Annotated in this window: 14 protein-coding genes; 6 read left to right on the top strand and 8 right to left on the bottom strand. The window is 42.9% G+C overall.

Features of this window, described 5'->3' with window-relative positions; translation table 11 throughout:
- Positions 1-15 precede the first annotated feature (15 nt).
- Positions 16-786: an amidohydrolase gene (locus GWK08_RS13550; protein WP_163607763.1), complete on the top strand. Its 771-nt coding sequence runs from the start codon at positions 16-18 to the stop codon at positions 784-786.
- On the opposite strand, the gene GWK08_RS13555 is transcribed toward GWK08_RS13550, so the two are convergent.
- Positions 773-2,380, bottom strand: a complete 1,608-nt coding sequence (locus GWK08_RS13555; protein ID WP_163607764.1) for an Ig-like domain-containing protein — start codon at positions 2,378-2,380, stop codon at positions 773-775. The genes GWK08_RS13550 and GWK08_RS13555 overlap by 14 nt on opposite strands.
- A gap of 54 nt (positions 2,381-2,434) precedes the next feature.
- Complete coding sequence (locus tag GWK08_RS13560) at positions 2,435-3,052, bottom strand: ComF family protein (protein ID WP_239524923.1); 618 nt, start codon at positions 3,050-3,052, stop codon at positions 2,435-2,437.
- A 120-nt stretch (positions 3,053-3,172) separates the two neighbouring features.
- On the opposite strand from GWK08_RS13560, the gene GWK08_RS13565 reads away from it, so the two are divergent.
- The gene (locus GWK08_RS13565; RefSeq protein ID WP_163607765.1) at positions 3,173-4,096 is read left to right on the top strand and encodes a hypothetical protein; all 924 of its coding nucleotides are present in this window, start codon (positions 3,173-3,175) and stop codon (positions 4,094-4,096) included.
- A gap of 36 nt (positions 4,097-4,132) precedes the next feature.
- Positions 4,133-5,677, top strand: a complete 1,545-nt coding sequence (locus GWK08_RS13570; RefSeq protein WP_163607766.1) for a glycine--tRNA ligase — start codon at positions 4,133-4,135, stop codon at positions 5,675-5,677.
- A gap of 353 nt (positions 5,678-6,030) precedes the next feature.
- Here GWK08_RS13570 and GWK08_RS13575 read toward each other — a convergent pair whose 3' ends face one another.
- Together GWK08_RS13575 and GWK08_RS13580 are read right to left on the bottom strand one after the other, a co-directional pair.
- Entirely contained in the window at positions 6,031-6,543 is a 513-nt protein-coding gene (locus tag GWK08_RS13575; protein ID WP_163607767.1) for a DUF3575 domain-containing protein, read from the bottom strand.
- Positions 6,544-6,691: 148 nt separating this feature from the next.
- Positions 6,692-7,228, bottom strand: coding sequence for a DUF3575 domain-containing protein (locus GWK08_RS13580; protein WP_163607768.1), 537 nt, complete (start codon positions 7,226-7,228; stop codon positions 6,692-6,694).
- A 172-nt stretch (positions 7,229-7,400) separates the two neighbouring features.
- Here GWK08_RS13580 and GWK08_RS13585 point away from each other — a divergent pair, with 172 nt between their 5' ends.
- The 3 genes from GWK08_RS13585 to GWK08_RS13595 all read left to right on the top strand — a co-directional run bounded on the left by GWK08_RS13585 (position 7,401) and on the right by GWK08_RS13595 (position 10,243).
- Entirely contained in the window at positions 7,401-8,165 is a 765-nt protein-coding gene (locus tag GWK08_RS13585; protein WP_163607769.1) for an exodeoxyribonuclease III, read from the top strand.
- 12 nt (positions 8,166-8,177) lie between these two features.
- Positions 8,178-9,137 carry an OmpA family protein gene (locus tag GWK08_RS13590; protein WP_163607770.1) on the top strand — a complete coding sequence of 320 codons (960 nt, stop codon included), beginning with the start codon at positions 8,178-8,180 and terminating at the stop codon, positions 9,135-9,137.
- A 68-nt stretch (positions 9,138-9,205) separates the two neighbouring features.
- Positions 9,206-10,243 (top strand): NADP(H)-dependent aldo-keto reductase, encoded by a 1,038-nt coding sequence (locus GWK08_RS13595; protein WP_163607771.1) that lies wholly within the window; start codon positions 9,206-9,208, stop codon positions 10,241-10,243.
- A gap of 49 nt (positions 10,244-10,292) precedes the next feature.
- Here the strand turns inward: GWK08_RS13595 and GWK08_RS13600 are convergent, their stop codons facing one another.
- The 4 genes from GWK08_RS13600 to GWK08_RS13615 form a co-directional block, all read right to left on the bottom strand.
- On the bottom strand, positions 10,293-11,351 hold the full coding sequence (locus GWK08_RS13600) for a proline iminopeptidase-family hydrolase (protein WP_163607772.1): 1,059 nt from the start codon (positions 11,349-11,351) through the stop codon (positions 10,293-10,295).
- A 66-nt stretch (positions 11,352-11,417) separates the two neighbouring features.
- Complete coding sequence (radA, locus tag GWK08_RS13605) at positions 11,418-12,779, bottom strand: DNA repair protein RadA (RefSeq protein ID WP_163607773.1); 1,362 nt, start codon at positions 12,777-12,779, stop codon at positions 11,418-11,420.
- Between the two features lie 105 nt (positions 12,780-12,884).
- Entirely contained in the window at positions 12,885-14,030 is a 1,146-nt protein-coding gene (locus GWK08_RS13610; RefSeq protein ID WP_163607774.1) for an alpha/beta hydrolase, read from the bottom strand.
- A 36-nt stretch (positions 14,031-14,066) separates the two neighbouring features.
- Positions 14,067-15,035, bottom strand: a complete 969-nt coding sequence (locus tag GWK08_RS13615; protein ID WP_163607775.1) for a lysylphosphatidylglycerol synthase transmembrane domain-containing protein — start codon at positions 15,033-15,035, stop codon at positions 14,067-14,069.
- Position 15,036: the final 1 nt, after the last annotated feature.

Consider the following 15,036-nt stretch of genomic DNA (forward strand, 5'->3'; position numbering starts at 1 on the left):
ATAATTTAAAAAACTATGGAATTGCTAAAACTGGCCCTGGTCCAGATACCACTCATCTGGGAGAAACCTGTAGAGAACAGAAAGAATATTAAAGGCCGGATCGATGCGATTCAGGATCCCGTAGATATCATCGTGCTCCCGGAAATGTTTACCAGCGGATTTACGATGAATCCGGAACGTGTGGCCGAGACCATGGAAGGCGAGACCGTAAAATGGATGAAGGAAAGAGCCAAAGAGAAGCAGGCAGCGGTTTGCGGAAGTGTGGTGATAGAAGAGAACGGCAACTACTACAACCGTTTTCTTTTTATACGCCCCGACGGCACTACGGAATCTTATGACAAGAGACATACCTTTACCCTGGCGGGAGAACATGAAGTGTACGACCGCGGACAGGAAAAATATATTGTTACTTATAAAGACTGGCGTATCTGCCCTCTTATCTGTTACGACCTGAGATTCCCGGTATGGGCCAGGAATACCGAAGACTATGACCTGCTCCTGTATGTGGCCAACTGGCCGAAACCGCGTGTCAATGCATGGGATGCTCTTCTTAAAGCCCGGGCTATAGAGAATATGGCCTATTGCATAGGTGTAAACAGGGTGGGAATTGATGAGAACGGACATGAATACTCAGGACACACTGCCGCCTATGATGTATTGGGAAATACCATAGCCTTTTCAGAAAAAGAGGAGACTCTTATTGTAACCCTCGAAAAAAATCAGATCGGAAAATACAGAAGCAAATTAAAGTTCCTGGCAGACCAGGACAGCTTTAGTTTACAGTAAAGGTTTGCTGCAACTCCCAGTTAGCCCGTAATTCGATAACATCCGGAAAATAAGCTATTCGCTCCGGCTGGGTTTTAAGAAGGTAACTCCCGCTATCCCATTTTCCGTTTCCGTTGGTATCGAAGATAACACGGATCAGGTAATTTCCCGGATCCAGATACCTGAATTCATAACTCGGCTCGGCCTTATCGACATATCTTTCGGCTTTTACTTCTCCCTGCTCGTCGGTAATCTGAATAATTACAGGGTATTTATCTACATTCCGGAGGGTAAGATTAACACTCCCCAGGTCGGCGTAGCTTTTAGAACCTACCGCAAAGCGGATGGTATCGTTCGTATTCCCGTAAAAGTCCTCCAGGCTGTTGGGATACAGGGTAAGGAGGTAATTCTGAGCAGGCTCTACGTTCCATTTAAGCTTGAATTCATTCCGCTCCTTATCAAGTTCTGCATCAAAAGGAACAGGCACCGAATCCTGTTTAAAAATGCTTATCCTGCTGCTGTCTGTCTTTACCAGCGGGATATTTGCCCGGAAAACATAAGGCTTCTCAAAATGAACGTTTCGCTGATTTACCGGAGAGACCACCAGTGAATCCCGGTAAAGTTCCTTGATCCTTATATTAAAGGTATCGATCTTGGTAGGGTGAGATACCTTAAACAAAAGGGAATCTGCTTCAAAAGGGGTAAACCAGTAATTTAAGGTGTCCTTATCCCTTTCTTTTGTGATAAGCGATTTATAATCGTCGGGAACTGTCGATAACAATTCGATTTCCATCTCGTCTGAAAGTCCTTCGTACCCGAAAATGATCCGGTTCTTGGAAACAAGGGAAGGAGGTGTTGCCCTGAAATCGGGAATTTCTTTAAACAGGTTGAGCTGATAGACAGAATCGGTTGGGATCTGGATGGTGTCTTCCACAAAAGCGATCTTATCCGTCTTCTGGTTAAACAGGTTGTTGTTTCCTATATCTTTTAGCGCAATTAACCTGTATTTCCCGGCTCTCAGGTTACTCAATTGAAAAGAAGTAGTACTGTCGAGCGTATTGGTAATATAGGTTGGAGGCTTTTTATAAATAGTAGAATCTGTAAAAGTAGAATCGATCTCATAGAGCATCACCGAAATAAAAGTATCGGGTTGTTTCGCCTTGGCATCGGTTACAAAACCGGAAAGCGTAAGCGAATCTATGGTTGGCCCGGTAGAAAAGACATATTTAAAAAATGGATAGGCATTCCCCTCATTATTATCCACAATACTCTGCCCGAAGTTGATCACATAGGTAGTGTTTTCCCTGAGGGTGTCCTTTATTACGATTTCCACCACCTTACTGGCACTTCCCTGGGGTTTGATCTGCGGGAGTTGGCTTAAGGGCGGAGAAACGATGAGTTGTTGCTGAAGGTTATTCAGCTTAACGTATTCATCAAAATAGATCCGTATTCTTTTTGCATCAAAATTAGTGGAGTTCAACTCCGGACTGGCTCTGACAATTTTTGGAGGGGTAGTATCCCGGGCTCCGCCGCTGGGAGTTCCTCTTTTGGCACAATTGATCAACGATATCAACATCGCGAAGAACAAACCAATACGAACGATCTTACTTTTCATGAAATCCAGGTCGATTTTCCTGCAAAATAACGATTATTTTTACTAACGCTAAAATTAGACGGTAATTGCCATGGCCGCTATACTTACTTTAACATTTTTAGCATTTCGGAGGGCTTTGATACAGGCTTCCAGAGTGGCCCCGGTAGTAATTACATCATCGGCCAGAAGAATGTGCTTTGCCCCGGTCTGCCGCAACATATCTGCCTCAAAGGAAGAATCTTTGTTATACCATCGCATTACCCTGCTTTTCAGGGTTTGAGTTCCGCTTTGCGAAGATCTTTTCAGCAGTTTTTCGTCGTAATCCGAATTCAGGGCCTTTGCCAGGGAACCGGCAAACAAGCTTACCTGGTTATAGCCTCTTTTTCGCTCTTTCTGTCGATGCAGGGGAACGGGAAGTACCAGGTCTATATCCTTAAAACCGGGAGAAGTAGCCAGTTCGGTCCCCATCCATTCCCCGATCAGAGTACCCAGGGACTCCTGTCCCCGATATTTGAGCTGGTGAATGAGTTTTTGAACAATACCGCTTTTTTCAAAATGTAAAAAAGCAGTGGCCTTTTCAACAGGAACCCGACCGTAAAAGATTTTTTCTACCGGATTGTCTTTAAAGCGATGATAATTGGTGAGTGGAAGCCCATGCCTGCAGGCCGTACAAATGAGATTTTCTTTTTTCAACAGTAGTGAATTACAGCCTAAACAAAGGGCGGGGAAGAATAAACTTTCAATATCATTTAGTATATTTACCACCGTAAAAAGCTATTATCGTTGGGCTTAACCAAAGCTAAAGAAAAAAGAATGAAGCCACAAAACAAACAATTAGGTCAGAAAATTATACTAGGAGCATTATTTCTGGCCATTGCTACCTTGATCAGCCTTACCTATTTTAACTATATGGAAAGCGGTGAGAAGGTTGCTTTTTTGGCGAATGAAAAGGAAATGATCATCAAGGATCTGAAACAAATGCAGGAGAGCTTTGGCGAACTGACCGATGCCAAGGGAAAAATAGCAGATGAGATCAAAGCTAACCGCGAACGTATTACCACTCTTCTGGATTCTCTGGACCTGCTGGAGGTAGATTATAATATCCTTCAGACCTACAGGGGAGAGTTGTCCGTAATGAGAAAGGAAAATGAACGCTATCGTAAGATCATCGATTCCATACAGTATGAAAACCTTTTGCTGGAAAGAGAGATCGATATCAGCAATCTTAAGATCAGTGAGCTGAGCGAGTATACGGAAGCACTTAAAGATACCAATAGTGTGCTTAGCAATTACAAGGATTCCCTTATGACGGCCAATTCCGAGCTTACCGATAAGATTACCGAAGGTTCTATCCTGAATATTTACAACTTAAGAGGAGTGTCTTATAAATCCAGATCTAACGGAAGAGTTGCTCCTACCAGCCGGGCGGCCAAGACCGACCTTATCCGGACCTGTTTTGTAATACTCCCCAACAGGCTGTTAAAAAATCTAAGCAACGATATTTATATCCAGATCATAGATGCTAAGAACAATGTTCTGGGAGAGAAAAAAACAATTCATTTCGACAATGAAGTCCTTACCTACAGCAAGAAGGTAGCCGTTAAAATAAAGGACCAGCCACTGGATGTTTGCGACTATATTACTACAGACGGGAACAGTATGTCCAAAGGGAATTATATAGTAAATGTCTTTTATAACGAAAAATTACTTGCCACCTCTACTTTTCAACTGAAATAGCTGATGAATTGATTGTAAAAATTCTATTTTTGCGCCATGGCAAATCAAGATGAGCAATTCAAGAAGGTTATATCTCATGCAAAAGAATACGGTTATGTATTCCCTTCTAGTGAAATTTATGATGGATTAAGCGCCGTTTACGATTACGGCCAGAATGGTGTAGAGTTAAAGAAAAATATCAGGGATTACTGGTGGAAGGCAATGGTTCAGATGCACGAGAATATCGTGGGGATCGATGCCGCCATTTTTATGCACCCCACCACCTGGAAAGCATCGGGCCATGTCGATGCCTTCAGTGACCCTCTTATCGATAATAAAGATTCCAAAAAAAGATACAGAGCCGACGTACTTGTAGAAGATTACGTGGCCAAAATAGAAACCAAGATCGAGAAGGAAGTAAAGAAAGCGGCCAAAAGGTTTGGAGATGCTTTCGATAAGGATCAGTTTCTTGCTACCAACCCGCGTGTTTTAGGATACAAAGAGAAGGGTGATGCGATCTTAAAACGTCTGGCAAAATCTCTCGATAACGAAGATCTGGCAGATGTGAAAACGCTTATTGAGGAGCTCGGTATTGCCGATCCGGAAACAGGCTCTAAAAACTGGACCGATGTAAAACAGTTCAACCTGATGTTCGGTACCAAACTGGGAGCTTCTGCAGAGCATGCAATGGACCTGTATTTACGTCCGGAAACGGCCCAGGGTATTTTTGTGAATTTCCTCAATGTTCAGAAAACCGGAAGGATGAAGATCCCTTTTGGAATTGCACAAACCGGAAAAGCTTTCCGAAATGAGATCGTAGCCAGGCAGTTTATTTTCCGTATGAGAGAGTTTGAACAGATGGAGATGCAGTTCTTTATCAAACCCGGTACGCAGAAGGAATGGTATGAGCACTGGAAAGATGCCCGTATAAAGTGGCATTTGTCACTGGGGATGGGAGAAGAGAATTACCGTTTTCACGATCATGAAAAATTAGCACATTATGCCGATGCAGCAGCCGATATAGAGTTCAGATTTCCTTTCGGATTTAAGGAACTGGAGGGGATCCACTCAAGAACCGATTTTGATCTCGGAAAACACGAGGAATTTTCAGGTAAAAAACTCCAGTATTTTGATCCGGAGTTAAACGAAAGATATACTCCTTATGTCCTGGAAACTTCTATCGGACTGGACAGGATGTTCCTGGCTGTATTGTCTAATTCTCTTCAGGAGGAGACGCTGGAAGATGGTTCTTCCCGTACGGTATTGAGATTACCGGCAGTACTGGCACCGACAAAAGCAGCGATACTTCCTTTGGTTAAAAAGGACGGTCTGCCCGAACTGGCAAGAAAGATTGTAGATGACCTGAAATGGGATTTTAATGTTCAGTACGACGAAAAGGATGCTGTGGGAAGACGATACAGGCGACAGGATGCAGCGGGAACCCCCTTCTGTATTACGGTAGATCATCAAACTTTAGAGGATAATACCGTAACGCTGCGTCACAGAGATACAATGGAACAGGAACGAATTCCTATAAATGAGCTTCGAAATGCCGTTTTAAAGGAAGTAGATATGCGGAATTGGCTGATGAAAAGCCGATAATAAAAATCAAAAAGACTGCCCGAGAGCAGTCTTTTTTTTTATAAGATCAAAGCATCTTATATTTAAATTGTAAACAGGAACCGAGAAGTTCGGTAACACCTGATAGCTTTAGAAAAGCCTGTAAATAAAGGGTTAACATTGATCTTTTACATTTTTTTTCAAATTTAACTTTACTATAGAGTCGCTGTGATTCCACAAGTAAAATAGTCCGGCTGCCAGGATTTGATTTTTAGTTTTGTTTTCCCGTTTCCCTTACAATTCAATATGATGGTTAATGCAGGCAGAAATTAAAAAAGATTACAAAACGAAGCTTATTTTTTTCTCAATTTAACATTTTGCCCTGCCCGCTGGCTCTAGAACCTGAAACCGGTTGTGATGCCTCCCCTGGGGACGAACTTATCGCCTCCGTTATCCGAATTAAACAAATTACGGCCGACCCCTGCATTGAATTCTACCAGGAAGTTTTTAGTGGTGATCAATTTTACTCCCAGTCCGAACCCGAGAGCAAGGTCTAAAATTTCACCTCTCCTGGCGAAACCACCCCCTGCTCGGACACGGTTATCGACCGTATTAAAGGAGGCAAAACCCTCCGCAAAAAAACCGGCAGCGGGTTTCTTTCCGAAATAGATCCGGTAATAGGGAGTGATCGAATAATTGATGTTAAAATCGCCGTTATCGTATTGCAGAAAACCGGAAAGGCCAACGGCAGATGATGCATTGAGCAGCCGTTCATAGGAAACTTCGGCGCCTATGGTGACCGTGGTCAATGCATTGATTTTCAGCTCATTTTTTTTAAAAGTCTCTGCATCCTGTGCATGCAGAACTACGGAAGTGGCCATAAAGACCAGAAAAGCAATTTTCTTCATAAGTTAATTTTTTTGAGTTACTTACAAAGAGATACTGCCTGAGAACTGAAGTTGCGTTTTGTTAACAGAAAAAGTAGGTAGATTAACAAAAAATTAAAAGAAAATACCTATAAAAGTTAATAAAACCTAAGAGAATTGCTTGCCTGGATCAGAAACGGAAACCGGCATGTATTCCTACTTTCCCGACAAATTCATAGCGTCCTTCATCGGTGTTGAAGAGGTTTCTTCCCAATCCGAGATTTAACTCTACCACAAAATTCCTCCTGGAAATAAATTTCCCCCCGATACCTACTCCGAGGGCAAAATCGGTAACATTATCGTCTACGTTTATTACATCAGCCAGGAAAAGAACATCGATATTAGTTTTGGAAGAATTCAGCATTCCAAAGCCTTCAATAAAAAAGCCGGCAGCGGGTTTGTTCCCGAAGTAAAAACGATAGTAAGGAGATATGTAATAATTAATATCGTCGTCTGAGTCATAAGACACTAAAGTGGATATTCCGATAGCGGATTCTTCGTTCAGAATACGCTCATACGTAACCTCGGCCCCGTTAAAAAGAAGGTAAAGGGCATTGATCTTTAGCTCATTCTTTTTTGACCAGGCAGATTCGTTTTTATCGGATTCATTTTGTGAGTAACTGCTCAGGGCACAGAGCAGCAGGACGAAAGAAAAGATCTTTTTCATTTATTGTTTAAGTGTTTGGTTATAAAATAGATGAACAATCTACGCAATAGTTGCGTTATTTTCTTCATAATTGGCAAAAAAGACCTTTTAGTTGTTCATTTATATTGGTACTTTAGCAGGGGTTCTTTTCGACAAGGACCGGGACGATCAAATACTAACAAAACTTTAATTCGTGAAGATAATTTCCTATAACGTAAACGGTATCAGGGCAGCAATTAACAAAGGTTTTATAGATTGGCTCAAAGCTGCGGGGCCGGATGTAATCTGTATACAGGAAACCAAGGCACAGAAGGAACAACTGGAACTTTCCCTTTTTGAAGAAGCCGGCTATAAATTTAACTATTGGTACAGTGCTCAGAAAAAAGGATATAGCGGAGTGGCAATTTTTAGCAAGACAGAACCCGATCATGTAGAGTACGGAACCGGGATCGATTATATGGACAACGAAGGCAGAAACCTTCGGGTAGATATCAACGGAGTCTCTATCATGAGTATGTACCTGCCATCTGCTTCCAATATTGACAGATTGGATTTTAAACTCCAGTATATGGCAGATTTTCAGCAGTACGTAAACGAACTGAGAAAAGAGATCCCCAACCTTATTGTCTGTGGGGATTATAATATCTGTCATGAAGCAATAGATATTCACGATCCTGTGAGAAATAAGAATGTTTCCGGATTCCTTCCGGTAGAACGGGAATGGATCGGCAACTTTATAAAAAGCGGTTTTATAGATTCTTTCAGACACTTTAACAAAGAGCCTCATAATTACTCATGGTGGAGTTACAGGGCGAATTCAAGGGCCAAGAACAAAGGATGGCGTCTTGATTATGCAATGGTGGCAGAATCATTGCAAGAAAAATTAAAAAGAGCCGTTATATTGTCTGAAGTCAAACACAGCGACCATTGCCCCATTTTAGTTGAAATAGAACCTTAATACGAAATGAAAATGTTAAAGAGAATTTTTTTAGGAGCAATCATTACTGCAAGCTTGTATTCCTGTGTATCTGCTAAGGTGTACAAAGACCTCGAAGAACGCTACGCAACCTTAAAAGGAGAGCGAAACCAACTGGCAGATGACAACCAGGAACTGGAAACCACCAGAAATAAATTAGAAAACGACCTCGATGCGCTTGAGCGTAATTACGAGGAAGCTGCATCAGAGCGGGAAAGACTTAAACAAGACTATGATGCTGCAAAGAATAACCTGGAAAACCTTCAGGCTTCCTACGATGCATTGGAAAAGAACAGCAGCTCGGCAATTGCTGAGAATGTAAAGGCAAACCGGGCACTTCTTACACAACTCGAAGAAAAAGAAAGAGCTCTGGCCGAAGAGAACAAAAGGCTGGAAGATCTTAAAAAACAACTGGAAGCCCGTTCTAAAAGGGTGGATGAACTGGAAAGCGTTATTGCAGCCAAGGATGCGGCTTTAAAACAGTTAAAAGAGGCTATTTCCAAAGCTTTGCTGGATTTTGAGGGGAAAGGCCTTACCGTAGAGCAAAGAGACGGAAAAGTATACGTTTCCCTGGAAAACAAATTGCTTTTCCAATCGGGTAGCTGGGCTGTCGGAAGTGAAGGGAGAAGAGCGGTTGTAGAGCTGGGGAAAGTCCTGGCGCAGAATCCGGAGATAGCTGTCCTGATAGAAGGACATACAGATAATGTTCCCTATAGCGGAAGCGGACAGGTAAAAGGAAACTGGGATCTGTCTACCAAAAGGGCAACAGCTATTGTGGAGATCCTGAAGGAGAACAAATCCATTAATCCGCAGAACCTTACTGCGGCAGGAAGAAGTGAATTTGCACCGGTAGATACGAACAGTACTCCTGAGGGACGTTCCAAGAACAGGAGAATAGAGGTGATTTTAACACCCAAGCTGGATGAAGTTACAAAACTTTTAAACGATATATAAATTACATTTAAATCCTTAATTTTGAGCCTCGCTTTTGAGCGGGGTTTCTTTTTTAAAATTGCTGATAGATGAAATATACCACACTACCGCATACCGATATTAAAGTTAGTAAGATCTGCCTGGGAACCATGACCTGGGGAGAGCAGAATACGGAAGCAGAAGGACATGAGCAAATGGATTACGCCCTGGAGCAGGGAGTGAATTTCTTTGATACTGCCGAATTGTATTCCGTTCCTGCCCGTCCGGAAACTCAGGGCTCTACGGAAAAGATCATAGGAAGCTGGTTTAAAAAGACCGGAAACCGTGATAAAGTGATCCTGGCCTCCAAGATTGCCGGCCCCGCAGAATTTACAAAGCATATTCGTACCGGAGGTTTTTCCAGAGAGGAAATAACCGATGCCATTCATAAAAGCCTGAAACGCCTGCAAACCGATTATATTGATCTTTACCAGCTGCACTGGCCGGAGCGCCCGACCAACTATTTTGGTCAGCGGGGATACACCCATGTAGAAGAAAACAGGTGGGAAGATAATTTTAAGGAAGTATTGGAAAGCCTGGAGGTATTTGTAAAGGAAGGAAAGATACGACAGATAGGAGTATCGAATGAAGTGCCATGGGGAACCATGCGTTTCCTTGAGGAAAGCAGAAAGCACGATCTGCCGAGAATGATCACCATTCAGAATCCTTATTCTCTTTTAAACAGGACTTTCGAAGTAGGTAATGCCGAAGTTTCACATCGCGAAAATGTAGGTTTACTGGCCTATTCTCCTTTAGGCTTTGGAGTGCTTAGCGGAAAGTACCTGGGAGGTAAGATGCCGGCTAATGCACGTATTACCTTATTCCCGGCCTACTCCAGATACCTGGGGCCGGAATCGGTTAAAGCCACTCAAAGGTATTTTGACCTGGCAACGGAGAACGGCCTGTCCCTGGCTCAAATGTCGCTGGCATTCGTAAATCAGCAACCTTTTGTGACCAGTAATATTATCGGTGCCACTTCTATGGAGCAGTTAAAAGAAAATATCGGAAGTATAGATGTTGAGTTGGATAAGGAACTGATCGGGAAGATCAATGCGATCCATAATGAGATCCCTAATCCGGCTCCGTAACATATATTACCTTAAAAAATAAAGGCCGGTTTTTACCGGCCTTTTTTATTTAGAAAGAATCGTCATCCACATCATTGATAAAGTCTACGAGCCCGCTAAAAAATACTTTCTGATCATCGTATTGGGCAAGGTGACTTCCGTTAGGGCAGAATAAATAACGCCCGTTCTGTACTTCTTTGGACATCCACTCCATATGTGCGGGATCCATGGTATCGTATTTGGCCCCGATAACCAGGGTGGGAACACTTATGTTCTTAAGCTGATCCTTTACATCCCATTCTTTCAGGCTGGCATCGCCGCTTATTCCGAATTCACTGTGCCCCTGCATAAAAACATATACCGAGGGGTTGAGGTGATTGAAACAACGGGTAATAGATTCAGGCCATTCTTCTATAGGCATCCTCAGCACGTGTTCTGTATAATGATGCTTAAAAAGAAGCTCGTTATAACGCGGATTCGCAAAATCTTCATTGGCCTCCAGTTCCATGATCTCCTTCAGGACTTCCGGGTCCATCTGAGGCCCCAGGACTTCCTTGGCGTATTGGTTGTATTCCGGAATACTGGACATCATATTGGAGATGATAAGCCCTTTTATATTATCCTGATATTTAAAAGCGTACTCCATGGCAAGGATACCTCCCCAGGATTGTCCCAGCAGGTAGAAATTATCTTTGTTAAGCCCCAGAGCCTTGCGAACCTGCTCTACTTCATCTACAAAATGCTCTATGGTCCACAGGCTGGTATCGCCTTCTTCGGGTTTATCACTGTAATAGGAACCCAGCTGATCGTAGTAAATATACTCTATGCCTTCATTCGGGAGATAGCCGTCAAAGCATTCGTATAATTCATGTGTGGCGCCCGGTCCTCCGTGAAGTAATAATACTTTTTTGGTAGGATTGTTTCCCACCCTTTTGGTCCACACTTTAAAAGTGCCTTTGGGAGTGGTTATGGGGATCATCCTGATACCCCCGGTAAACTGATCTTCACTGCCGGAATAATCCAGGTAGGAAGTTGTTGTTTCCGAAATGTTCTCGGGGGTTTGCTTTTCCTGTTGCTTGCAGCCCGTAAAGAGAAGGCATGCAAATAAGGAGAGGAGTAAAATTCTCATTGTATTTGATTTAGCAAGTTTTATCTCTAAAAATACAATTTATTCGGATACCTAATTCTTAAAGTTTTATCCGAACAACTCACTCACTACGTCCTCTATTTTCCCTGCCAACCTTACCTGAATGGCTGTGTTTTTAATGGAGATCTTGTTGTGTTTGGATACCAGGATCTGTTCGAAGCCGAGCTTCTCGGCTTCCAGGATACGCTGGTCTATCCGGTTTACCGGTCTGATCTCTCCGGCAAGTCCTACTTCTGCAGCAAAACAAATGCTCCTGTCTACGGCAATATCTTCATTACTGGAGAGGATAGCTGCTATTACGGCCAGGTCTATGGCCGGATCATCTACCGAGATCCCGCCGGTAACATTTAAAAAGACATCTTTGGCGCCCAGCCGGAATCCTGCCCTTTTTTCCAGGACAGCCAGAAGCATATTAAGCCTTTTTACATTATAACCGGTGCTGCTTCTTTGCGGTGTTCCGTATACTGCCGTACTAACCAGGGCCTGGATCTCTATCATCAGAGGACGCATTCCCTCCAGGGTAGCGGCAATAGCTGTTCCGCTGAGGTCTTCGTCGTGTTTGGATACCAGGATCTCGGAAGGGTTGATCACCTCCCGGAGGCCGTTGCCCTGCATTTCGTATATCCCCAGTTCCGAAGTAGAACCGAATCGGTTTTTAAGGGCTCTTAAAATACGGTACACATGGTTCCTGTCGCCTTCAAACTGCAAAACGGTATCTACCATATGCTCCAGGATCTTGGGTCCGGCAATATTCCCGTCTTTGGTAATATGCCCGATAAGGATGACCGGAGTAGCGGTTTCCTTGGCAAATTTTATCAGCTCGGAAGTGCATTCCCTGATCTGTGAGATGCTTCCGGGTGAAGATTCAATATAGTCGGTATGAAGGGTCTGGATAGAATCTATGATGACGATGTCGGGCTCAATAGCTTCTATCTGTTTAAAGATATTCTGGGTTTTTGTTTCGGTCAGGATATAGCAGTTCTCACTGTCGGGCTGTATACGCTCTGCCCTCATTTTTATTTGTTTCTGGCTTTCCTCTCCCGAAACGTAGAGTGTTTTGTGTGGAAGCTTAAGGGAAACCTGCAGGAGTAAAGTACTTTTTCCAATGCCCGGTTCTCCTCCCAGAAGTGTGAGCGATCCGGGTACGATCCCGCCTCCCAGAACGCGGTTCAGCTCCGAATCCCTGGTGTCGAAACGCCTTTCTTCTGTGGTATCGATCTCCTTTACCTTAAGGGGTTTTGATACCCGTTTGGCTGCAGATGTATCGCTTTTCCAGCTTTTCTTTTCTTCCTTCTGGACAATCTCTTCTGCGATGGTGTTCCATTCTTTACAGGCGGTGCATTGTCCCTGCCATTTGGGGTATTGAGTGCCGCAGTTTTGACAGAAAAAGGTAGTTTTGGTTTTGGCCATGAAAAAGCAGTTATTCGTTTACAAAATGAATGACTAAAGATAAGTCGCCCTAAGGCAAATTCAAAATAAGATGTAAACAAATAACTGCCTGTATCTATATGGTATTTACCAGCCGAAATCGGCCTTTAATGCATCAATTTTATCCAGGGCCATATCCTTGGTCAGGAAATCGATCTCAGACATTCCGAAAGCTTTTTCATAAGTTCTCAAAGCTTTTTTGGGCTCTCCCATTTCTTCGTAGAACTCCGCTTCGAAATAGAAACCTAACATGGTATCCGGATATTCCTTTTTGGCCAGTTTAGCCAGTTTTTCAAGAGAAGGCAGGTCTTCCTTTTTCTTGATCCCGGCATAGGTGGCCATAATATCGTTAAGACTTACGTGCTTTTTAAATCCGAACAATTCTTCGATGGTTGTGTACTTGGCTTCCAGATAATCGTATATCGGAGCTTCTGCGGTTAGCATTTTTTCACGGTATTCCCTCGGAGATATCGGTTTGTAGATGTCAAAGATCTTATCCAGTGCTCTAGGGATGGCATAAGAAGCAATGGCTGCGTGATTTCCGTTCTTGAAATTGTCAAAGTAATAGTGGAAATTCGCATTATCTACCTTGTTAAGACGCTCATTCAGCGTTTTTATCCTGGTCCTGTTACTTTTCTCATCTTCTTCTGAGGTAGCCAGATAATAGAATTTCTTGTCCTCGAAAGAAGCCATACGATCCGGGATCCTGTCTTCCATTAAAGGAGCAAAGGAAGGACTGAGATTGATATAGGCATCAAACAGCGGATTGTCCTTGTAAAGATAGTAATGAGCAAAGTTGGCGGTCAGGTCATGACCGACGATCGCCTTAAAATTGGCCAGCTTGTATTTCTGGGATAAATAAGGGATCAGTTCTATTCCTATAAACTCAAAAAAGGCATTGGCTTTCTCTCTCGGAAGCCCGTCCTTATCACTGAAGTCGCAATCTTCAGCTCTGATGTTGTTGTAGTTCTGGTTGATACCCACCACAATAGCTTCGGGCATCTCTTCCCAGAACGTATAGAATTTTACGTTAGACACCACAATATCAAACAGATACTCTGCGTCTAACACCACTATTACCGGATAGGTTTTTTCTTCCGAATAGTTTTCAGGAGTATATACCTGAATAGTTCTTTTTTCGTCTAGTTTGTACGAATCAAAGGTCTCTTGATTGACTTGAGCGAATGTAAAACACACGCATAAAAAGCCTAAAAGGGAAAGATAGGTTTTCATGATTTTACTAGATTTGGTAGGTGCAAGTTAAAAAAATTATTTGTTTCTGTTGTAAATAGGGATAAAAAGAAACGATAAAACACCTAAAAATACTACTAAAAGAGTCTGTGAGATCCACATGATCCACCCGAATGCATCTCCGGAAGCCTTAGAGATCCCGTAGGCCGAAAAGATAGTGGCGATAGCTATGGGGTACCAGCCGATACCACCGTTAGAAGCCGACATGGCAAAAGCCCCGGCTATAAAGGCTACCAGCATAATACCGAAGTTGAGTTCGGAAACTTCGGGAACACTGAATTTAATGATCCAGAACATAAAGACGTACATGCCCCAGATAAAAAATGTATGAAATAGGAAAGCCCACCTTTTTTTCATCTTAAAGATACTGACCACTCCTTCCAGCAGCCCGTTAACAAAGGTTTTGAGCTTAAGAGCGATGGGATGGGACGATTTCCTGATAAATTTCACAAAAATAAACAGTCCTACAAGTCCGGCTCCTGCAAGGATAAGCAGGGATTTAAAATTAAAGCCTTTCTCCATCAGAAAGTCCAGGATGGTATCTGTCTGCAGGCTGAGAGCAATTCCTATAAGCAGGAACAGCATAATAAAATCGATCACGCGTTCTGCAACGATGGTTCCGAATGCTTTTTGAAAAGGTACTTCCTCGTAAGATGACAGGGTGGTTGCCCTGAGGACCTCTCCTGAACGGGGAATTCCGAGATTGGCAAAATAAGCAATAGATACCGCCATCAGGTTGTTAAGGAACTTTACCTTATAACCCATGGGTTCGAGCAAAAAGCTCCATCGGTAGGCCCTGGAGATATGGCTTAGCAATCCCATGAAAAGGGAGATCGCTACCCAGAAGTAATCAGCTTCCCGAATATAGCGGTATATTTTCTGCCTGTCCTCTTCCGAAGTTGAGGTATATGAATACCAAACTAAAAAAACTCCCAGAGCTAGTGGGAGGATGATCTTTAATAATTTGATAAACTTCTTTTTTTCCAAG

It is taken from the genome of Leptobacterium flavescens, assembly GCF_010671605.1.
Lineage (GTDB): Bacteria > Bacteroidota > Bacteroidia > Flavobacteriales > Flavobacteriaceae > Leptobacterium > Leptobacterium flavescens.

Coding starts and splice junctions, on each gene's coding strand:
- GWK08_RS13550 (WP_163607763.1), top strand. CDS start 16: ATGGAATTGCTAAAACTGGCCCTGGTCCAGATACCACTCATCTGGGAG.
- GWK08_RS13590 (WP_163607770.1), top strand. CDS start 8,178: ATGTTAAAGAGAATTTTTTTAGGAGCAATCATTACTGCAAGCTTGTAT.
- GWK08_RS13555 (WP_163607764.1), bottom strand. CDS start 2,380: ATGAAAAGTAAGATCGTTCGTATTGGTTTGTTCTTCGCGATGTTGATA.
- GWK08_RS13595 (WP_163607771.1), top strand. CDS start 9,206: ATGAAATATACCACACTACCGCATACCGATATTAAAGTTAGTAAGATC.
- GWK08_RS13610 (WP_163607774.1), bottom strand. CDS start 14,030: ATGAAAACCTATCTTTCCCTTTTAGGCTTTTTATGCGTGTGTTTTACA.
- GWK08_RS13600 (WP_163607772.1), bottom strand. CDS start 11,351: ATGAGAATTTTACTCCTCTCCTTATTTGCATGCCTTCTCTTTACGGGC.
- radA (WP_163607773.1), bottom strand. CDS start 12,779: ATGGCCAAAACCAAAACTACCTTTTTCTGTCAAAACTGCGGCACTCAA.
- GWK08_RS13575 (WP_163607767.1), bottom strand. CDS start 6,543: ATGAAGAAAATTGCTTTTCTGGTCTTTATGGCCACTTCCGTAGTTCTG.
- GWK08_RS13580 (WP_163607768.1), bottom strand. CDS start 7,228: ATGAAAAAGATCTTTTCTTTCGTCCTGCTGCTCTGTGCCCTGAGCAGT.
- GWK08_RS13565 (WP_163607765.1), top strand. CDS start 3,173: ATGAAGCCACAAAACAAACAATTAGGTCAGAAAATTATACTAGGAGCA.
- GWK08_RS13570 (WP_163607766.1), top strand. CDS start 4,133: ATGGCAAATCAAGATGAGCAATTCAAGAAGGTTATATCTCATGCAAAA.